The organism is Enterobacter sp. 2VL (assembly GCF_005503595.1).
GTDB lineage: Bacteria > Pseudomonadota > Gammaproteobacteria > Enterobacterales > Enterobacteriaceae > Enterobacter > Enterobacter cancerogenus.
Genome location: NZ_SCNE01000015.1, coordinates 15,018 through 33,921 on the forward strand (window position 1 = coordinate 15,018; position 18,904 = coordinate 33,921).

The following is an 18,904-nucleotide window of genomic DNA, read 5'->3' on the forward strand; positions in this document are numbered from 1 at the left end:
CAGTTGAGGGAAAGGCTGGCAGAGTATGGGGATGGAAAAATCAAAACAACTCCGCAAGGAAATGACGCCCGAAGAATTACGCCTCTGGTATTTACTCAGAGGACGCCGCTTCTTTGGCTATAAGTTTCGCCGCCAGATGCCGATTGGCACATACATCGTTGATTTTGCCTGTTTTAAAGCCAAGCTGATTATTGAGCTTGATGGTGGGCAACATCAGGATGAAGAAGCATATGACTTACGCAGAACGGCTTTTTTAAAGGCTAACGGCTGGGAAGTGATACGGTTCTGGAACAATGAGTTCAGGGTAAATGAAGAGGAGGTACTGATGGCTATTATGCAACGATTGCAATGCCTGATGCCCTCACCCTAACCCTCTCCCACAGGGAGAGGGAACTTTAGCCCCGGGGGTGAGAGTACGTTTACTCCCTCTCCCCTGGGGAGAGGGCCGGGGTGAGGGGCCCGGCACGCAGAAAACTTACTTCAACGTCCCCACCAGCGCCTTTCTGCTATCTTCCAGCGACACCACGCGTTTACACACGTCTTTGCCGAACTGCTGGAAATCGGCTTCCTGGTTTTTCCATTCGTTCTGAATCGACGTCTGTAATCCGCCAAGGCTGCCCAGCACGCCCTGCAGCGGGTTACCGCCGCCTTTCAGCACGGCTTTTGCGCCCATCTCGTTGATGCTGTCCTGCAAAATACCGCCCATCGCCTGGTTCACCAGGTTTTGGCCGTCGGCGCGCACCTGATCAATGGCCTTGTAGTGGAACGTCAGGCCGTCGGTGCGAGTCTCGATAATGCGGTTCATCTGCTCTTTCAGCTGTTTGTCCAGCTTGGTCAGGCGGGTGCGCATGTTGCTGCTCTCACCCACCTCTTTAGTGATGATCTTGTCCAGCGCCACGCGGCTTTTCTCAACGCGCGTCAGGGCACCGTCGTTCACCCACGGCAGTGCGGTGCGCAAATCAGCCTGATAATCTTTTGCCTGCTCGCGCTGAGCGGCCGTCAGGTTTTGCGGTTTGCCGTTAAAGGTGACGTTGCCATCCGGCGTAATCACCAGATCGCCGTTCTCGCCTTTGACCTGCACGGTTTGCGGGCTTAACACCACGTCGTCACGCGGGGTGACGCTACATTTATACTCCGCATGGGCGGTGGTTCCGATTGCCAATAGAGCAACAGCCAGCAACGTTTTGCGCATCTTAAACACTCCCTCAGACAAAATGGGCCAGCTAATGCTGGCCCCGTACCTGCTTTATTAGTCCCACCAAACGTCGAAAAGTTCGCTGACGCGGACATCTTCCATTTTGTGGTCTTCAAGCCATTTGCGAACCAGCGCCTGATGCTCTTCGGTACATTTACCCACTTCCTGGATGCAGATCAGACCTTCCCACGCCAGATAGCCGCTGCCGTCAAAGGCCAGCTTGTTGGGTTCGATCACCTCGTTGATGAACGCATCTACGTCCTGATCGATCTGCTCAACGCTGGTACCTTCCGGGAAACGCCAGGCAACGGAGAAACCCACTTCCTGGAATTCTTCGATGTGCATCTTTTTACGCAGACGACGGCTACGATTCTTTGCCATTATTTCACCCTCTCGAACATTAAGTCCCATACGCCGTGACCAAGACGATGGCCACGCTGTTCAAATTTTGTCACCGGACGTGAATCCGGGCGCGGTACATAGTCGTTGCTTTCAGACTGGTTTTTATACCCGTCCAGCGACGACATCACTTCCAGCATATGTTCCGCATAAGGTTCCCAGTCGGTCGCCATGTGGAAAACGCCGCCCAGCTTTAACTTACTTTTCAGCAGCTCTGCAAACGGTGCCTGAACGATACGGCGTTTATTATGACGTGCTTTGTGCCACGGGTCAGGGAAAAAGAGCTGAACCATGTTCAAAGAATTGTCAGGAATCATTTTGTGCAGCACTTCTACCGCGTCGTGGCACATCACGCGCAGGTTCTCAACGCCCTCTTCATGGGCCATTGCCAGACACGCGCCGACGCCCGGCGAGTGCACTTCAATGCCGAGGAAGTTCTGCTCGGGGCGCGCTTTCGCCATGGTCACCAGCGAGGTGCCCATACCAAAACCAATCTCCAGCGTGACGGGCGCGTCGCGGCCAAACAGCGCGGTGAAGTCGACAGGCTGTTCAGTGAACTCAACGCCCATCACCGGCCAGTAGTTGTCCAGCGCGTGTTGCTGCCCTTTTGTCAGGCGGCCCTGACGGCGGACAAAGCTGCGAATACGGCGCAGCGGGCGGCCGTTTTCATCAAATTCCGGTGAAATGACGTCGTTTTTCATAAAAAGTAGTCTGCTCGTGAGAGTGTTCGGGAAACGGGCATTATCCAAAGTTAAGGCATCTATGCAAGCATGGGAAAGATCCGGTTTACAGCAGATTGACGCTGTGCTGCAATCTGCGTCCCTGATTATGCGAATCGATGACCATGCAAGCCTCTCAATTTTCAGCCCAGGTGCTGGACTGGTACGACAAATACGGGCGTAAAACCCTGCCCTGGCAAATTGAAAAAACGCCCTACAAAGTATGGCTCTCCGAGGTGATGCTGCAACAAACGCAGGTCGCGACGGTCATTCCTTACTTTGAACGCTTTATGGCGCGCTTTCCCACGGTCACCGATCTGGCGAATGCCCCTCTGGACGAGGTGCTGCACCTTTGGACCGGGCTTGGCTATTACGCCCGCGCGCGCAACCTGCACAAGGCAGCACAGCAGGTGGCGACGCGCCATAACGGCACATTCCCGGAAACGTTCGATGAAGTGGCGGACCTGCCCGGCGTCGGGCGTTCCACCGCGGGTGCGATTCTCTCCCTCTCCTTAGGCAAACACTTCCCGATCCTCGACGGCAACGTGAAGCGGGTGCTCGCACGCTGCTACGCGGTGGACGGCTGGCCGGGCAAAAAAGAGGTCGAGAAGCGTCTGTGGGACATTAGCGAAGCAGTCACGCCGGCAAACGGCGTTGAGCGTTTTAACCAGGCGATGATGGATCTCGGCGCGATGGTCTGCACCCGTTCAAAACCGAAGTGCGAACTCTGCCCGGTGAACAACCTGTGCGTGGCCTATGCAAACCACGCCTGGGCGCAGTATCCCGGCAAAAAGCCGAAGCAGACGCTGCCCGAGCGCACCGGCTATATGCTGCTGATGCAGCACGGCGACGAGGTGTTTTTGGCGCAGCGTCCACCGAGCGGCCTGTGGGGTGGTCTATACTGCTTCCCACAGTTTGAAGATGAAGATTTGCTTCGCGAATGGCTGAAACAGCGCGGCATTGCGGACGATACTCTCACGCAGCAAACCGCGTTTCGTCATACCTTCAGCCATTTCCACCTGGATATTGTGCCCATGTGGCTTCCCGTGTCCTCCATCGCCTCCTGCATGGATGAAGGAAGCGGTCTCTGGTATAACTTAGCGCAACCGCCATCAGTCGGGCTGGCGGCTCCCGTGGAGCGCCTGTTACAGCAATTACGTGTCGGTGCACTGATTTAGCACCGGCCAGAAAATGAGGAATGAGTATGGCCAGAACTATTTTTTGTACTTTCCTGCAGCGCGACGCTGAAGGCCAGGATTTCCAGCTCTACCCGGGCGACCTGGGTAAGCGCATCTACAACGAGATCTCCAAAGAAGCCTGGGGCCAGTGGCAGAAAAAGCAGACCATGCTGATCAACGAGAAAAAGCTCAGCATGATGAACCCGGAACACCGCAAACTGCTGGAACAGGAGATGGTGAACTACCTGTTCGAAGGTAAAGACGTGCACATCGAAGGCTATACGCCACCGGAAAAATAATACCGCGCCGCTGTTGCCCGGCGGCGCTTCGCTTGCACGGGCCTACGGTTTTGTAGGCCGGGTAAGCGCAGCGCCACCCGGCGAAAGCAACGACTAAGCAAACACAACACGCACTCCCGGAATGATGAAAAAATTTTTAGCGCTTGCTCTTGTTGCGCCGTTGCTGGTCTCTTGTTCCTCAAAGAAAGGCGAGGATTACAACGAAGCCTGGGTGAAGGACACCAACGGTTTTGACATTCTGATGGGGCAGTTTGCCCACAACATCGAGAATATCTGGGGATTTAACGAAGTTCTTATCGCCGGACCTAAGGACTACGTTAAGTACACCGACGCCTATCAGACCCGTAGCCACATCAACTTTGATGACGGTACGATCACCATTGAAACCATTGCAGGCACTGAACCCGCCGCGCGCCTGCGTCAGGCCATTATCAAAACCCTGCTGATGGGTGACGATCCCGGCACTATCGATCTTTACTCGGATGCCGATGACATCACCATCTCCAAAGAGCCGTTCCTGTATGGCCAGGTGGTCGATCAGACCGGGCAGCCGATTCGCTGGGAAGGCCGCGCCTCGACGTTCGCCGATTACCTGCTGAAAACGCGCCTCAAGAGCCGCACCAACGGCCTGAAGATTATCTACAGCGTCACCATCAACCTGGTACCGAACCACCTCGACAAACGTGCGCATAAGTACATCGGCATGGTGCGCCAGGCATCGCGTAAGTATGGCGTGGATGAGTCGTTGATTCTGGCGATTATGCAGACCGAATCCTCATTCAACCCTTACGCGGTCAGCCGTTCCGACGCGCTGGGGCTGATGCAGGTTGTTCAGCACAGCGCCGGTAAAGACGTGTTCCGCTCTCAGGGGCGTTCCGGGACGCCGAGCCGCAGCTATCTGTTCGATCCGCAAAGCAACATTGATACCGGCACCGCCTATCTGGCAATGCTGAACAACGTTTATCTGGGCGGGATCGATAACCCGACCTCGCGGCGCTACGCGGTGATCACCGCCTATAACGGCGGCGCGGGCAGCGTGCTGCGCGTCTTCTCCAGCGACAAGGTGCAGGCTGCGAATATCATCAACAGCATGGCTCCAGGCGATGTCTATACCACGCTCACCACCCGCCACCCGTCGGCAGAATCCCGTCGCTATCTGTATAAGGTGAATACGGCGCAGAAAAACTATCGTCGCCGTTAAGCCTCTCTCCCCTCACCCTAACCCTCTCCCCACAGGGGAGAGGGAACTTGAACACCCTCTCCCCTGTGGGGAGAGGGCAGGGTGAGGGGGAACAGACTTCCCAACCCATACAAAAACCTTATTTGCATCACAATTTAATCTGCAAATTAATGTGGATTGCATTTTTTTGCGGGAGGTAACAAAACATAATCTCTCCTGCTGATAGAATTGCATCAAATAACAACCCTGAATGTTCTTATAACAACATATCTCCCGCTCACTTGTGAGGAAAGTAACATGAACCTTAAGCTGCAGCTTAAAATATTGTCGTTTCTGCAGTTCTGCCTGTGGGGAAGCTGGCTGACTACACTCGGCTCCTATATGTTTGTGACGCTCAAGTTTGATGGTGCGTCAATCGGTGCCGTCTACAGCTCGCTCGGTATTGCGGCTGTTTTCATGCCAACGCTGCTCGGTATCGTGGCGGATAAGTGGCTGAGTGCGAAATGGCTCTACATGCTTTGCCATCTGGTGGGCGCGGGGACGCTGTTTATGGCGGCCGAAGTGACCACGCCGGGGGCGATGTTCATGGTGATCCTGCTTAACTCGCTGGCCTATATGCCAACGCTTGGCCTGATCAACACCATCTCCTACTACCGCCTGAAATCCGCGGGCCTGGATATCGTTACCGATTTCCCGCCGATCCGTATCTGGGGCACCATCGGCTTTATCATGGCGATGTGGGGCGTGAGCTTCGCGGGCTTCGAGCTGAGCCACATGCAGTTGTACATCGGGGCTGCGCTCTCCGTGGTGCTGGCGCTGTTTACCCTGACGCTGCCGCACATTCCGGTCTCTAATCAGCAGAAGAACCAGAGCTGGAGCACCATGCTCGGTCTGGATGCCTTTGCGCTGTTTAAAAACAAACGTATGGCGATCTTCTTTATCTTCTCCATGCTGCTGGGCGCAGAGCTGCAGATCACCAACATGTTCGGCAACACCTTCCTGCACAGCTTCGATAATAACCCGCTGTTTGCCGGGAGCTTTATCGTTGAGCACGCGTCGGTGATGATGTCCATCTCGCAGATCTCCGAGACGCTGTTCATCCTGACCATCCCGTTCTTCCTGAGCCGCTACGGCATCAAGAACGTCATGCTGATCAGTATTTTTGCGTGGATGCTGCGCTTCGGCCTGTTCGCCTACGGCGATCCAAGCCCGTTCGGCACCGTACTGCTGGTTCTGTCGATGATTGTTTACGGCTGCGCCTTCGACTTCTTCAACATCTCCGGTTCGGTGTTTGTCGAGAAAGAGGTGAAACCCGAAATCCGCGCCAGCGCGCAGGGCATGTTCCTGATGATGACCAACGGCTTCGGCTGTATTCTGGGCGGCGTGGTGAGCGGTAAAGTGGTTGAGATGTACACCACCAACGGCATTACCGACTGGCAGCCAGTGTGGCTGATCTTCGCCGCATACTCGCTGGTGCTGTTCTTCGCGTTCATCGCGCTGTTCAAGTACAAGCACGTGCGTGTGCCAAACGGTGCGCAGCCGATAGCGCATTAATTGTTGTGCCCGGTGGCGGCTTCGCCTTACCGGGCCTACAAAAACACCGTTCGTAGGCCGGGTAAGCGTTAGCGCCACCCGGCTATTTTATGGCAGACAGCACCCACCCCACCGACAGCAAATCCGCGCTGCCGCCAGGGCTTAAGTTCCGTTCAATTAACGCCTTATCCATCTTAAGCAACGCATCACGATCCCAGCCGTTCATCAGCAGTTCCCGTGCATAGTCCTGCACGTAGCACAACCCTTCAATGCCGCCGCGCGACACCAGATTGCTGTCCTGATTCGTCGCCATCAGGCGCAGCAGCAGCTCGTGAAGCGAACGCCCTGTCCATCCGGCCAGCGCCCTGCGCACCGTGGCAAAGCCGCTCTCCGCCTCGCCGCGCGCGCCGGTTAAACCATACTGCTGATAGTGCCGCTCACCCGCCGTTGCCTGCCCGCTGCGCCCGGCAAGTTCCCGCGCCACCAGCCCACGACAGATGTTACTCACCTCACAGCAGAGGCTGTCTGCACAGACATTTTTCACACGCCCTGAAGCAAAGCACAGCAGCCCGAGGGCGAAAATCCCCCCTTTGTGCGTATTCACGCCGTGAGTGGCGGCATACATGGCCTGCTCGCAGGCGATCCCCATCGGGCGGATAATCCGCAGCTGCTCAACGGCGGGTTGATCCGCATGCTGCGCCCCCAGCGCGGCGAACCGTGAAAACCACGGTGAAATCGCCTCAATGCTGCGAACAAACAGGGCATGATCCATATCGCGATGGGAGCCGTTGTTTAGCCGGTCCACCAGCCCCGGCTTGGGCGTTAGCGCCAGCTCCTGCCACAGCGCCTCCTCGGCAAGCGCGGGCACCGCTACCGGGCGCGGGTTAGTCGCGAGCAAACCAGTCATCAATCATCTTCTCCACACGGGCTACCACCTGCCCGACGGGATGCTTGCGCGAGCGTGAACAGGCGTGCGCGGGCGCGTCGCAAATCAGGCAGCGTCTGAGGTGCGCCCCCAGCGACTGACGCCCGACGTGGCCGTGCTCAGGGCAGATCACATCGAGGTCCCACAGCCTGCCGAGCGGGTGCGTTTGCTCCAGCGTCGCGCAGTGGGCTTTGATTTCCGCAGCCGGATGGGCCACGCACCACAGGGCTTCCGGCCCGGTGGGCAGCCACAGCACCTGGCGATCCAGCACCTGCCAGCGGTTTTCCCACAGCAGCTGGTCACACATCTGGAGCGCCACGCCCATGGTGTTGCGATAGCGCAGGCTGTCTTTGATCTCCCCCGGGGTGACCAGCGTGAGGGAAATTACCGGCTGGTGATAATGCGCAAGCATGTCAGCCTGGCGTGCTGCACGGCGCTCTTTCGCCGCCAGCACCTCGTCCAGGCCGACACCCGCGCGCACGGGTGTCGCTGTCGTCATATTCACTCCTTAACCTGTCTTACGGTGTCGATCACGCTGCCGTCGCGGTAGCGGATCACCCCAACGATTTTGTCGGTAAATGCAATGGGCTTTGGCACGCCGGTCAGGGAAATCGCCCGCGCGTACAGGGTATCGATATCCACAATCTTCAGCCCTGCCGCCAGCAGGCGCTCGCGGATTTCCGGGCGGGCCGGGTTCACCGCGATGCCGTGATCGGTCACCAGCACGTCGATGCTCTCCCCCGGCGTGAGGCGGGTAGTGACGCGCTTCACCACCGTGGGAATACGGCTGCGCAGCAATGGCGCGACCACGATGGTCAGGTTGGCTGCCGCAGCCACGTCGCAGTGCCCGCCGGATGCGCCGCGCATCACGCCGTCGGAGCCGGTGATAACGTTGACGTTAAACTCAACGTCGATTTCCAGGGCGCTGAGGATCACCACGTCGAGCTGGTCGCAGCTTGCCGCCTTGCTGCCGGGGTTGGCGTAGACGTTAGTGGAGATCTCAACGTGTTTCGGATTGCGCGCCAGCGAGGCCGCCGCCTGTCCGTCAAAGCACTGGGTGTCGAGCAGCGTGTCGATAAGCCCCTTTTCGTGCAGGTCCACCAGGCTGCCGGTGATCCCGCCGAGGGCGAAGCGCGCCGTCACGCCGCTGCGCTCCATCTTCTCCTCCATAAAGCGCGTGCAGGCGGTCGCGGCCGCGCCGGAGCCGGTCTGCATCGAGAAACCCGGCCTGAAGTAGCCGGAGTGTTCAATCACGTCCGCCGCATAGCGGGCAATCATCAGCTCGCGCGGGTTGCTGGTAACGCGCGCCGCGCCGACGCTAATTTTTGCCGGATCGCCGACGCTCTCGACCTGCACGATATAGTCCACCCGATCCTGCACGATGCTGGCGGGCATATTGGGGAACGGCACCAGCGCTTCGGTCAGCAGTACCACCTTGCGGGCATAGTGCGCATCCACCATCGCGTAGCCCAGCGAGCCGCAGCAGGAGGTGCCGTGCGTACCGTTGGCATTGCCAAACGCATCGCTGCACGGCACGCCAAGAAACGCCACGTCGATGTTCAGCTCGCCGTCCTGCAGCAGCTTCACGCGCCCGCCGTGGGAGTGGATTTGCACCGGCTCATCCATCAGTCCGTGGGAGATGGCCTCTGCCAGCCTGCCGCGCATCCCGGAGGTGTAAATCCGGGTGATCACACCGCTCTGTATATGCTCAATCAGCGCGTCGTTGCAGGTCATCAGCGAGCTGGAGGCCAGGGTCAGGTTTTTGAAGCCCATCCGCGCCAGCAGCGCCACGACGCTATTGATCACCCGGTCGCCTTCACGAAACGCGTGGTGGAAGGAGATCGTCATACCGTCCTGCAGGCCGCTGCGCATCACCGCCTCTTCGAGGGAGGCGCACAGTTTGCGGTTGTGCTTCGCGTCAGCGTCCGCCAGCCACGGCGTCGCACTGTGGGCGGTATCAAAGGGTTGAAGATCCCGCAGATGGGGAAAATTCACATGGAGAAGTTCTGTCTGATTCATTCTGTCATCCTTACCGACGCACGCCGGAAGCCGCCGCGCGTTCCAGCACGACCTGCGCATGGTGAATAATCGGGGCATCGACCATTTTGCCGTTGAGCGAGACCACGCCCAGGCCGTTACGCTCGCCCTCCTGTGCGGCTTCAATCACCCGCTTCGCGTGCTCTACCTCCTGCGGAGTTGGCGCGTAGGCGTTATGCAGCAGGTCAATCTGGCGCGGGTTGATCAGCGATTTACCGTTAAAGCCCATCTTGCGGATCAGTTCGACCTCGCGCAGGAAGCCCGCTTCGTCATTAACGTCTGACCAGACCACGTCGAAAGCGTCGATACCGGCGGCGCGAGCCGCATGCAGCACCGCACAGCGGGCGTAGAACAGCTCGGTGCCGTCACCGCGCTCGGTCTGCATGTCCATCACGTAGTCGAAGGCCGCCAGCGCGATGCCGATTAATCGCGGCGAGCTGCGGGCAATCGCCACGGCGTTGATCACGCCAACCGCCGATTCAATCGCCGCCATCACGCGGGTGGAACCTGGCGCACGTCCGCACTCACGCTCGATGCGCTCAAGGTGGCCTTCCAGTTCATACACATCTTCAGGGGTGTCGGTTTTCGGCAGGCGGATCACGTCCACCCCGGCCCGCACGGCGGCCTCCAGATCCAGCAGGCCAAACGGCGTGCTCAGCGGGTTAATGCGCACCACGGTTTCGATATCCTGATACATCGGGTGTTGCAGGGCGTGGAACACCAGCATGCGCGCGGTGTCTTTCTCGCGCAGGGCCACCGCGTCTTCCAGATCGAACATGATGGAGTCCGGTCGGTAGATAAACGCGGTGGAGAGCATGGCGGCGTTGGCGCCGGGCAGGAACAGCATACTGCGGCGAAGTTTGCTCATTTCAGCGCCTCCCAGTGGATTGCCTGCTCATCGGCGGCGCGCAGAAGCGCGCTTTGCAGCCGGGCGCGGATCACACAGTCCAGCGCCCCTTTGTCTTCAATCATGATCAACCCCTGGCGCACGTTCATGGCGCGCAATGTCTCGTTGACCACCTGGCGGATCTGCTCGCCAAACTGCTTAATCACTTCACTGTGGATGACAATCTCCAGCTCGCCGTCGGCGGGGGCGATTTTCACCATCAGGTCGCTGGACTCCTGCGTACCGGCCAGCGCCTCCCTTACAATTTTCATTTTCGTTTCCTGATCGTTATGCCACTTCCGCACGCTCGCGATAATGCGTTTCGAGGTGCGTGAAGGTGGAATCCGGGACAATCTCCCGGATCCGGAAAAACTGCTGTGTCTTGAGTAAACGGCGCACTTCCGAGGCCGAAATGGCATTACCGGCCGCTTTTATGCGCGGCATCTCCACCACCTCAATGTGCGAGGCAAGCAGGTCGTGCAGCGTCTGGTTGTACTGACGGGTGATATCGCAGAACGGCTCGGAGCCGATAAAGCGATGGGTGATCCCCAGCGCCGGGGCAATAAAGTCCCGAAAGATCAGCACGTCGATTTCGCTCCACGCCTGCTGCACCTTGCCGCTCTCCTTCAGAAAGTAAGCCGGAAAAGTGGCCCGGGAGATGATGTACTGCGAGCCTTCGTGTACCACCACGTTCGGCAGATGCGCCACGCCGGCACGCACCATCTCAAGCCGCGCGCTGAACGGGAAAAACGACGCATCTTCGCGCACCACAAACAGGTGCAGCGTGTCGCACTGCCCCGCCGCCTGCTCCACCAGATGCCGGTGGCCCAGCGTGAACGGATTGGCGTTCATCACGATCGCGCCCGTCTTTTTTCCGGCTCTGCGCGTCGCGCCAAGGGAGCGGCAGTAACGGGCGATCCCCTGCGGGGTGTTCTCCATCAGTACCGCGTTATTCCCGCTCCGGGCAATCGGCCAGAAGCCGCTGCGGGCAAAGCGCTCCGTGTTGCATGGCCGGGTGCAGAGGAAGAGGTGAAAATGGCCGCGTTCAAGCGCCGCATTCTCGACTTCCGCCAGCAGCCGGGCGCTGAGGTTTTCCCCGCGCAGCTGCTCGTTAACCGCCACGCATTTAATGACGTTGGCGGCCAGCCCGGCGCAACCCACCAGCTGCGTGCCGGACCAGGCCTCGACGAACAGCGTGATGTCGTTGTCCAGCCCGAGTCCGCTGTCCGCCAGCAGGTAGCGGATCTGGCTTAACCGCTCCGGATGTTTCGCCACAACGGTGTGGCGAAAATCAATGGGGTGAGAGTGCATGCTGCCGCCTTACTCAGTGTGCTGCCGCAAGCCCGACGGCAGGCGCTTCGACGATCACGTTGCTCAGATGACCGATGTGTTCGATCTCCACCTCAATGCGATCCCCCTCTTTCATAAACAGCGGCGGGTTGCGCTTTTTCCCTACGCCGCCCGGCGATCCGGTGATGATCACATCCCCCGGGCTGAGGCGGGTGAAGGTGCTGATGTACTCGATCAGCTCCGCAACCTTATGGATCATGCTGCTGGTGTTGTCCTCCTGCACCATGCGGCCATTCAGCCAGGTGCGGATCGCCAGCCTGTGCGGGTCCGGGATCTCATCCGCCGTCGCCATCCACGGGCCAAACGCCCCGGTCTGACGCCAGTTTTTCCCGGCGGTGAACCAGGTGTGCTGCCAGTCGCGGGCGGAGCCGTCCATGTAGCAGCTGTAGCCCGCCACGTGGCGCAGGGCGTCGTCGCGGCTGATGTTCTCCCCGCCTTTCCCGACGATCACCGCCAGCTCGCCCTCATAGTCGAATTCGCGGGAGTGGCGCGGTTTGATCACCGGCGCGTTGTGGCCGGTCTGCGAGTCCGGGAAGCGCACAAACAGCGTCGGTGCCGGGTTGTGCTGGTCAAATTCCTTGCGCTTGTCGGCGTAGTTCATGCCGACGCAGAGGATTTTTTCCGGCTGCTCAATCACCGGTAAAAAGGTGATGGCGCTCATCGGGACATCGACCGCATCGTTAAGGTATCGGGTAGCCTGCGCCAGCCCGTTTCCCTGCAACAGCGCCTTGAGGTCGGCGTAGCGATCGCCCAGACGGCGGCCTAAATCAATGATGCCGTCGGCCTGGACGATGCCGTAGCTGCGTTTACCCTGGTATAAAAAGCTTGCGAGTTTCATTGTTTTTTCCTGAAGACTTAAACGAGGAAGTTGCCCAGTATCAGCAGAGAGACGGAGACGTTAATCGCCCCACCGATACGGGTAGCAATCTGGGCGAAGGGCATCAGGCTCATGCGGTTGCCTGCGGTCAGAATCGCCACGTCGCCGGTCCCGCCCTGCCCGCTCTGACAGCAGGAGACGATGGCGACATCAATCGGATGCATACCAATCTTTTTGCCGACGAAGAACCCGGTCGCCACCAGCGCGGAGACGGTGCTGACGATCACCAGCAGGTTGCTGAGGGTGAATGCCGCAACCAGTTCGTGCCACGGGGTGATCGCCACGCCGACGGCAAAGAGGATGGGATACGTTACTGACGTCTGGAAGAATTTGTAGACCACCTGCGAGCCTTCAAGAATGCGCGGCGACGCGCCATTGCAGAGCTTCACCAGCACCGCCATAAACAGCATGCCAACCGGCGCAGGCAGGCCAATCAGCTTGTGGCCGAGCATACCGAGCATATAGAGCAGCACCGCCAGCAGCGCGCCGGAGGCTATGGTGGTGACATCCGCTTTACCGGAGAACGCAGGCTGCGAAACGGTGGTATCGGCGTTGGCGCGGTTTGGCATCAGCTGGCCTTCACCGGTCAGGTGCGGGTAGCGTTTCCCGAGCTGGTTCAGGCAGCCGGAGATGATGATGGCGGTCAGGCCGCCGAGCATCACCATCGGCAGCACGCGGCCAAGCGCCACGCCCTGATCCATATGCAGCAGGGTGGCATAGCCAATGGAGAGCGGGATCGCCCCTTCCCCCACGCCGCCCGCCATGATCGGCAGAATGATAAAGAAGAAGATCTGGAACGGCTCCAGGCCCAGCGCCAGACCGACGCCCATCCCGACAATCATGCCGACGATTTCCCCGCACAGCATCGGGAAGAAGATGCGCAGAAAGCCCTGAATCAGCACCGTGCGGTTCATGCTCATGATGCTGCCGACAATGATGCAGCAGATGTAGAGGTAGAGAATGTTGGTGGATTTGTAGAATTTGGTGGTGGATTCAACCACCACGTCCGGCAGCAGACCGTAGTAGACCAGCGCTGACGGGATAAAAGTGGCGCATATCGCCGCCGCGCCCAGTTTGCCGACAATCGGCAGACGTTTGCCAAACTCGCCGCAGGCAAAGCCGAAGAACGCCAGCGTGGCGACCATCACCACGATATCGCTCGGCAGCTTGCCGCCCAGGCAGTCAATGGCAATCAGCACGCCCGCCAGCACAAACAGCGGCAGCGGAATAATCCCGACTTTCCAGGTATCCATAATATGCCACCAGCGCTCTTTGAGCGAAGGCCGTTGAATATCAATCGGGTCGTGGGTAACAGAGAATGAATTGTCAGTTGTGCTCATAATAAGCCCCTTCGTTATTTTGTCCGTTGAGCTTAGAGTTACAAAGGCTTACTTTATGTGAGGAATGGCATATTAAAAGCGAAGTTTTTATGGCCGCTATGGTTTTTATGGTTTCTATTATTTAATGTGATTCACACCTTATTTATTGGCGTGGTTTTTATGGTTTTTATTGCCGATTAAACCTGTAAGCGACACGCAATATCGCGCCATTAAGATAAACCTTAATTATCGGATTTACCGGACCACCAGCGCTGTGCAAAGGATCACAAGTTTCAGGCAAACCCCGCGCCAGCAGGGGAAAAGATGTTATATTCCTTTTTTCCATTGATGCGCTGCGTGATAATGATGAAAGTCTCCTTCCAGATAAAGCTGTTTATTTCCCTGGTCGCCTTTTTCTCGGTGCTCTTTGCCCTGCTGGGGGGATATTATTATGTGGACGTGGGCAGGCAGCTTTATCAGGAAATGAGTATGCGCGCCAAAATACAGGCGGAAGAGATCGCGCTTATTCCGAGCTTACGTCAGGAGGTCGCAGAGAAAGATATCCGCGGCATTCAAGAGTTCATGAAAAAAATAGCCGCGCACAGCGACGCCAGTTTTATTGTCATCGGTGACGATAAAGGGCTGCATCTTTTCCACTCGGTATTTGCGGACCGGGTCGGCAAAACGCTGGTCGGCGGCGACAACGAAGAGGTGCTGCGCGGCAAAAGTACCACCACCATTCGCAAGGGCGGTCTCGGGATTTCGCTGCGCAGTAAAGCCCCCATTTTTAACGACGCGGGCCGCGTGGTGGGGATTGTGTCGGTGGGCTATCTCACCAGCTATCTCGATACCATCACCGTCAACAAAGTGATTAACATTCTGATCGCTGCCGTGCTGCTGCTGATTGCCCTGTTTATCTTCTCGTGGTTCTTTACCCGCAGCATTAAAAAGCAGATTTTCTCTCTGGAGCCGCGCGAAATCGGCCTGCTGGTGCGCCAGCAAAAAGCGATGATGGAGTCCATTTACGAAGGGGTGATTGCCATCGACAGCAACCTGCGCATTGAGGTGATCAACCAGGCCGCGCGAAAACTGCTGGGGCTGAGCCAGCCCGCCCGCGCGCTGCGGGGGAAACCGATCAACCAGGTGATCGCCCCCGTCCCGTTTTTCGCGGCGCAGACGATGCTGGCGAAAGATACCCATGATGAGATTTGCCGCTTTAACGATCTCACGGTGATCGCCAGCCGGGTGCGCATTATGCTGGAAGATTCACTCCAGGGATGGGTGATTACCTTTCGCGATCGCAATGAAATCGACTCGCTTAGCGCCCAGCTCAGCCAGGTGAAACGCTATGTCGATAACCTGCGCATCATGCGTCACGAGCAGTTGAACCGCATGACGACGCTTTCCGGCCTGCTGCACATGGGCCGCTACGGCGAGGCGATTGACTACATCCAGGCGCAGTCGGAACACGCCCAGGAGCTGCTGGACTTTATCTCCTCACGCTTTAGCTCGCCGACGCTGTGCGGCCTGCTGTTAGGTAAAGCCGCACGGGCGCGCGAAAAGGGCGTAGCGCTGTCGTTCGACCCGGCCTGTCGGATCGATAAACCGTTCCTGCCGCTGCTTGAGGAGGAGCTGATATCAATCATCGGCAATCTGCTGGATAACGCCATTGAGGCGACGCAGCGCGCCCCGCTGCCGCATGAGCCGGTTGAAGTGCTGATTACGCTGAACGAGCGCGAGCTGATTATTGAAGTGGCCGACCAGGGGGTTGGCATCAAACCGGAGATCCGCGACCAGATATTTGAGCGCGGCATTACCACCAAAACGCGTGGGGATCATGGTATTGGCCTGTACCTGATCGAAAGCTATGTCACTCAGGCTGGCGGCACCATTGAAGTTGCTGATAATTCGCCGCGCGGCGCGATATTTTCGCTGTTTATTCCCGCCACAGGAACCGCCCGGCGACCCGCGCAGGAACTGGAAGATACTGACTATGCAACATGAACTTATCGACGTACTGATCGTTGAAGACGAGAACGAACTGGCGCAACTGCACGCGGAGCTTATCGCTAAGCATCCTCGCCTGAGGCTGGTGGGCATTGCCTCGTCGCTGGCGGACGCGCAGGTACAGCTGGAGAGCAAGCGTCCACAGCTGATGCTGCTGGATAACTACCTGCCGGACGGCAAGGGCATCACGCTTATCGGCAACCCCATGCTGACCCGCGCCAACTGCTCGGTGATTTTTATCACGGCCGCCAGCGATATGGACACCTGCAGCCAGGCGATCCGCAACGGCGCGTTTGATTACATTCTCAAGCCGGTCTCCTGGAAGCGGCTTAGCCAGTCGCTTGAGCGCTTCGTACAGTTTGCCGAGCAGCAGCGCGTCTGGAAGATTGTCGACCAGCAGAACGTGGATTCGCTTTATCAGCTTCAGGCCAAGAACTACCGCCTGGATAACGGCAGTAAGGGGATTGAGGAGAACACGCTGGCGCGGGTCCAGGCACTGTTCAACGATAAAGGGGCACACTGTTTTTCAGTGGATGACGTGGTGAGTGAAACCGGCCTGAGTAAAACCACCACCCGACGCTATCTGGAGCACTGCGTGGAGGCAGGTTTTTTGAGCGTGGAGATGTTGTACGGGAAGATTGGGCATCCGCGGAGGATGTATAAACGGGCAGAAGCCTGACTGTTTTGTAGGCCGGGTAAGCGTTAGCGCCACCCGGCGATTTGCCCGGTGGCGCAAGCTTACCGGGCCTACGTTCGGGCAAGGGTTTACCTCAACACATACCCATACAACCGCTTAATCCCGTCCGCATCTTTTTCGCTGTAGACCCCCTGTAGCTCCGGCGAGAAGCCCGGCAGCATATTCACGCCCTCTTCCAGCGCCAGGAAGTAGCGCTGCACCGCCCCACCCCAGACTTCACCTGGCACCACGCACAGCACACCTGGCGGATACGGCAGCGCACCCTCAGCGGCAATACGCCCGCCGGCATCGCGAATGCGCACCAGCTCGACGTTGCCGCGGATATACTCCTGATTGGCATCCTGCGGGTTCATCATCACCGACGGCAGACTCTCCTTGCGGAACATCGCCTTTTGCAGATCTTTGACGTTAAAGCTGACGTAGAGATCGTGCATCTCCTGACACAGCTGGCGGATGCTGTAGTCGCGATAGCGCACCGGGTACTTCTGGTAAATGGTCGGCAGCACGTCCGCCAGCGGGGTGTCGTCTTCAATATGCTGCTCAAACTGACCCAGCATTGCCACCAGCTGCGCCATCTTCTCAGCACTTTCAGCCGGGGTCAGCAGGAACAGGATCGAGTTGAGATCGCACTTCTCCGGCACGATGCCGTTTTCGCGCAGGTAGTGCGCGAGGATGGTCGCCGGAATGCCAAAGTCCGTGTACTCGCCGGTTTCAGCATCAATACCCGGCGTGGTCAGCAGCAGTTTGCACGGGTCGACAAAATATTGATCCCGGGCGTAGCCGTCAAAACCATGCCATTTCGCGCCAGGTTCAAAGCTGAAGAAGTGGCGCTCGCGAGCGATGGTCTGCGTCGCGTGATCCTGCCACGGACGCCCACCCACTACCGGCGGGATAAACGGCCTGATCATACGGCAGTTGGCGATAATCGCCTTACGCGCCTCGATGCCCAGTTCGACGCATTCCGCCCACAGCCTGCGCCCGCTCTCACCCTCGTGGATCTTGGCGTTGACGTCCAGCGCGGCAAACAGCGGATAAAACGGGCTGGTGGAGGCGTGGAGCATAAAGGCGTTATTGAGCCGCTTATGCGGGCAGAACCGCGCCTGACCGCGAATGTGGTTGTCTTTTTTATGGATCTGCGAGGTTTGCGAGAACCCGGCCTGCTGTTTATGCACCGACTGGGTCACGAAAATGCCCGGATCGTTCTCGTTGAGCTCCAGCAACAGCGGAGACGTTTCCGCCATCATCGGAATAAACTGCTCGTAACCGACCCAGGCAGAGTCAAACAGGATGTAGTCGCACAGGTGGCCGATCTTGTCGATCACCTGACGCGCGTTGTAGATCGTCCCATCGTAGGTGCCAAGTTGAATGACGGCCAGACGGAACGGTCGCGGCTGATCGGCCTTCTGCGCCGCGACCTCGCGGATCTGGTCACGCAGATACGCCTCGTCAAAACAGTGCTCGTCGATACCCCCGATAAAACCAAACGGGTTACGCGCCGCCTCAAGGTAAACCGGCGTCGCGCCCGCCTGGATCAGCGCGCCATGATGGTTAGATTTATGGTTGTTGCGGTCAAACAGCACCAGATCGCCGCGCGTGAGCAGCGCATTGGTCACCACTTTATTGGCGGCGGAGGTGCCGTTCAGAACAAAATAGGTTTTGTCGGCATGAAAGACTTTTGCCGCGAACTTTTGCGCGTGTTTGGCGGAGCCTTCATGAATCAGCAGATCGCCGAGCTTTACGTCGGCATTGCACATATCGGCCCGAAAGACGTTCTCACCGAAGAAATCAAAGAACTGCCGCCCGGCCGGGTGTTTTTTGAAAAACACCCCGTGCTGATGCCCCGGGCACGCAAAGGTGCTGTTTCCCATCGCCACATACTGGCTGAGCGTGTCAAAGAAGGGCGGCAGCAGGTTTTCTTCATATCGACAGGCGGCGGATTCCAGTTCCAGGAACTCCTGCGCTTTGCCCGTCATCACCGCCATCACCCCGTCAGGCATCTCTACAGGCTCCGGCGAGAACAGAAAGACCGGTAGCTGGAACCCGGTGCGTTTCAGCAGCGCGAGAATGCCGCTGCAACTGTCAGCGACCGTAAGAACGACTGCCGCCACGTCGGTAAAATCGGTGTTATCCAGCGTCACCTTTTCGCGATGCGTGGAGACCAGGGAAACCAGCTCGCGGCTGACGGCAATTTTCAGTGATTTCATAAACGCAAATACCCGTTGCAGGGGGAAAATGGCCCCGGACAGAATACCCATTCTGCCGAAAGAGGTGCCGGGCGAAGCACCTCTTCGCCAACCGACAGC

The 18,904-nt window shown here is 58.1% G+C and carries 19 protein-coding genes; 7 read left to right on the forward strand and 12 right to left on the reverse strand.

Annotated features, from left to right (window positions below; translation table 11 throughout):
- Positions 1-31: 31 nt before the first annotated feature.
- Positions 32-370 carry an endonuclease domain-containing protein gene (locus tag FFS28_RS21030; RefSeq protein ID WP_137272707.1) on the forward strand — a complete coding sequence of 113 codons (339 nt, stop codon included), beginning with the start codon at positions 32-34 and terminating at the stop codon, positions 368-370.
- A gap of 105 nt (positions 371-475) precedes the next feature.
- Here the strand turns inward: FFS28_RS21030 and FFS28_RS21040 are convergent, their stop codons facing one another.
- The 3 genes from FFS28_RS21040 to trmB are packed head-to-tail and all read right to left on the reverse strand — an operon-like array spanning position 476 to position 2,295.
- Positions 476-1,192 (reverse strand): YggN family protein, encoded by a 717-nt coding sequence (locus tag FFS28_RS21040; RefSeq protein WP_006178454.1) that lies wholly within the window; start codon positions 1,190-1,192, stop codon positions 476-478.
- 57 nt (positions 1,193-1,249) lie between these two features.
- Entirely contained in the window at positions 1,250-1,576 is a 327-nt protein-coding gene (locus tag FFS28_RS21045; protein WP_137903867.1) for a YggL family protein, read from the reverse strand.
- Positions 1,576-2,295, reverse strand: coding sequence for a tRNA (guanosine(46)-N7)-methyltransferase TrmB (gene trmB, locus FFS28_RS21050; RefSeq protein ID WP_058608627.1), 720 nt, complete (start codon positions 2,293-2,295; stop codon positions 1,576-1,578). The genes FFS28_RS21045 and trmB overlap by 1 nt, the downstream gene beginning before the upstream one ends.
- 137 nt (positions 2,296-2,432) lie before the next feature.
- Here trmB and mutY point away from each other — a divergent pair, with 137 nt between their 5' ends.
- The 4 genes from mutY to FFS28_RS21075 all read left to right on the forward strand — a co-directional run bounded on the left by mutY (position 2,433) and on the right by FFS28_RS21075 (position 6,524).
- Entirely contained in the window at positions 2,433-3,491 is a 1,059-nt protein-coding gene (gene mutY, locus FFS28_RS21055; RefSeq protein WP_102890221.1) for an A/G-specific adenine glycosylase, read from the forward strand.
- 26 nt (positions 3,492-3,517) lie between these two features.
- The gene (locus tag FFS28_RS21060) at positions 3,518-3,790 is read left to right on the forward strand and encodes an oxidative damage protection protein (protein WP_042321942.1); all 273 of its coding nucleotides are present in this window, start codon (positions 3,518-3,520) and stop codon (positions 3,788-3,790) included.
- 124 nt (positions 3,791-3,914) lie between these two features.
- On the forward strand, positions 3,915-4,991 hold the full coding sequence (mltC, locus tag FFS28_RS21070) for a membrane-bound lytic murein transglycosylase MltC (RefSeq protein ID WP_042321946.1): 1,077 nt from the start codon (positions 3,915-3,917) through the stop codon (positions 4,989-4,991).
- A 276-nt stretch (positions 4,992-5,267) separates the two neighbouring features.
- Positions 5,268-6,524: a nucleoside permease gene (locus tag FFS28_RS21075; protein ID WP_006178462.1), complete on the forward strand. Its 1,257-nt coding sequence runs from the start codon at positions 5,268-5,270 to the stop codon at positions 6,522-6,524.
- A gap of 82 nt (positions 6,525-6,606) precedes the next feature.
- Here the strand turns inward: FFS28_RS21075 and citG are convergent, their stop codons facing one another.
- Genes citG through FFS28_RS21115 form a run of 8 tightly spaced genes read right to left on the reverse strand, consistent with a single transcriptional unit; the run spans position 6,607 to position 13,918 of the window.
- On the reverse strand, positions 6,607-7,410 hold the full coding sequence (gene citG, locus FFS28_RS21080; RefSeq protein WP_137903868.1) for a triphosphoribosyl-dephospho-CoA synthase CitG: 804 nt from the start codon (positions 7,408-7,410) through the stop codon (positions 6,607-6,609).
- Positions 7,388-7,927 (reverse strand): citrate lyase holo-[acyl-carrier protein] synthase, encoded by a 540-nt coding sequence (gene citX, locus FFS28_RS21085; protein ID WP_137903869.1) that lies wholly within the window; start codon positions 7,925-7,927, stop codon positions 7,388-7,390. Before citX ends, citG begins: the two co-directional genes overlap by 23 nt.
- Positions 7,928-7,929: 2 nt before the next feature.
- On the reverse strand, positions 7,930-9,447 hold the full coding sequence (citF, locus tag FFS28_RS21090) for a citrate lyase subunit alpha (RefSeq protein WP_137903870.1): 1,518 nt from the start codon (positions 9,445-9,447) through the stop codon (positions 7,930-7,932).
- A 10-nt stretch (positions 9,448-9,457) separates the two neighbouring features.
- A complete protein-coding gene (citE, locus tag FFS28_RS21095) occupies positions 9,458-10,333 on the reverse strand; it encodes a citrate (pro-3S)-lyase subunit beta (RefSeq protein WP_006178466.1) in 876 nt (291 codons plus the stop codon).
- Complete coding sequence (gene citD / locus FFS28_RS21100) at positions 10,330-10,623, reverse strand: citrate lyase acyl carrier protein (protein WP_042321951.1); 294 nt, start codon at positions 10,621-10,623, stop codon at positions 10,330-10,332. Before citD ends, citE begins: the two co-directional genes overlap by 4 nt.
- Positions 10,624-10,639: 16 nt before the next feature.
- Positions 10,640-11,662: a [citrate (pro-3S)-lyase] ligase gene (gene citC / locus FFS28_RS21105; RefSeq protein ID WP_137903871.1), complete on the reverse strand. Its 1,023-nt coding sequence runs from the start codon at positions 11,660-11,662 to the stop codon at positions 10,640-10,642.
- 13 nt (positions 11,663-11,675) lie between these two features.
- A complete protein-coding gene (locus FFS28_RS21110) occupies positions 11,676-12,539 on the reverse strand; it encodes a fumarylacetoacetate hydrolase family protein (RefSeq protein ID WP_058608632.1) in 864 nt (287 codons plus the stop codon).
- A 17-nt stretch (positions 12,540-12,556) separates the two neighbouring features.
- Positions 12,557-13,918 carry a 2-hydroxycarboxylate transporter family protein gene (locus tag FFS28_RS21115; protein ID WP_006178471.1) on the reverse strand — a complete coding sequence of 454 codons (1,362 nt, stop codon included), beginning with the start codon at positions 13,916-13,918 and terminating at the stop codon, positions 12,557-12,559.
- Positions 13,919-14,263: 345 nt separating this feature from the next.
- Here FFS28_RS21115 and FFS28_RS21120 point away from each other — a divergent pair, with 345 nt between their 5' ends.
- Complete coding sequence (locus tag FFS28_RS21120) at positions 14,264-15,901, forward strand: ATP-binding protein (RefSeq protein ID WP_137903878.1); 1,638 nt, start codon at positions 14,264-14,266, stop codon at positions 15,899-15,901.
- On the forward strand, positions 15,891-16,583 hold the full coding sequence (locus FFS28_RS21125) for a response regulator (protein ID WP_137903872.1): 693 nt from the start codon (positions 15,891-15,893) through the stop codon (positions 16,581-16,583). Before FFS28_RS21120 ends, FFS28_RS21125 begins: the two co-directional genes overlap by 11 nt.
- Positions 16,584-16,669: 86 nt before the next feature.
- On the opposite strand, the gene FFS28_RS21130 is transcribed toward FFS28_RS21125, so the two are convergent.
- Complete coding sequence (locus FFS28_RS21130) at positions 16,670-18,805, reverse strand: ornithine decarboxylase (RefSeq protein ID WP_137903873.1); 2,136 nt, start codon at positions 18,803-18,805, stop codon at positions 16,670-16,672.
- Between the last annotated feature and the right edge of the window lie 99 nt (positions 18,806-18,904).

What these genes read in the sequence shown, in the direction of transcription:
- FFS28_RS21030 (WP_137272707.1), top strand. Translation starts at nt 32, where the DNA reads ATGGAAAAATCAAAACAACTCCGCAAGGAAATGACGCCCGAAGAATTA.
- FFS28_RS21040 (WP_006178454.1), bottom strand. Translation starts at nt 1,192, where the DNA reads ATGCGCAAAACGTTGCTGGCTGTTGCTCTATTGGCAATCGGAACCACC.
- FFS28_RS21045 (WP_137903867.1), bottom strand. Translation starts at nt 1,576, where the DNA reads ATGGCAAAGAATCGTAGCCGTCGTCTGCGTAAAAAGATGCACATCGAA.
- trmB (WP_058608627.1), bottom strand. Translation starts at nt 2,295, where the DNA reads ATGAAAAACGACGTCATTTCACCGGAATTTGATGAAAACGGCCGCCCG.
- mutY (WP_102890221.1), top strand. Translation starts at nt 2,433, where the DNA reads ATGACCATGCAAGCCTCTCAATTTTCAGCCCAGGTGCTGGACTGGTAC.
- FFS28_RS21060 (WP_042321942.1), top strand. Translation starts at nt 3,518, where the DNA reads ATGGCCAGAACTATTTTTTGTACTTTCCTGCAGCGCGACGCTGAAGGC.
- mltC (WP_042321946.1), top strand. Translation starts at nt 3,915, where the DNA reads ATGAAAAAATTTTTAGCGCTTGCTCTTGTTGCGCCGTTGCTGGTCTCT.
- FFS28_RS21075 (WP_006178462.1), top strand. Translation starts at nt 5,268, where the DNA reads ATGAACCTTAAGCTGCAGCTTAAAATATTGTCGTTTCTGCAGTTCTGC.
- citG (WP_137903868.1), bottom strand. Translation starts at nt 7,410, where the DNA reads ATGACTGGTTTGCTCGCGACTAACCCGCGCCCGGTAGCGGTGCCCGCG.
- citX (WP_137903869.1), bottom strand. Translation starts at nt 7,927, where the DNA reads ATGACGACAGCGACACCCGTGCGCGCGGGTGTCGGCCTGGACGAGGTG.
- citF (WP_137903870.1), bottom strand. Translation starts at nt 9,447, where the DNA reads ATGAATCAGACAGAACTTCTCCATGTGAATTTTCCCCATCTGCGGGAT.
- citE (WP_006178466.1), bottom strand. Translation starts at nt 10,333, where the DNA reads ATGAGCAAACTTCGCCGCAGTATGCTGTTCCTGCCCGGCGCCAACGCC.
- citD (WP_042321951.1), bottom strand. Translation starts at nt 10,623, where the DNA reads ATGAAAATTGTAAGGGAGGCGCTGGCCGGTACGCAGGAGTCCAGCGAC.
- citC (WP_137903871.1), bottom strand. Translation starts at nt 11,662, where the DNA reads ATGCACTCTCACCCCATTGATTTTCGCCACACCGTTGTGGCGAAACAT.
- FFS28_RS21110 (WP_058608632.1), bottom strand. Translation starts at nt 12,539, where the DNA reads ATGAAACTCGCAAGCTTTTTATACCAGGGTAAACGCAGCTACGGCATC.
- FFS28_RS21115 (WP_006178471.1), bottom strand. Translation starts at nt 13,918, where the DNA reads ATGAGCACAACTGACAATTCATTCTCTGTTACCCACGACCCGATTGAT.
- FFS28_RS21120 (WP_137903878.1), top strand. Translation starts at nt 14,264, where the DNA reads ATGAAAGTCTCCTTCCAGATAAAGCTGTTTATTTCCCTGGTCGCCTTT.
- FFS28_RS21125 (WP_137903872.1), top strand. Translation starts at nt 15,891, where the DNA reads ATGCAACATGAACTTATCGACGTACTGATCGTTGAAGACGAGAACGAA.
- FFS28_RS21130 (WP_137903873.1), bottom strand. Translation starts at nt 18,805, where the DNA reads ATGAAATCACTGAAAATTGCCGTCAGCCGCGAGCTGGTTTCCCTGGTC.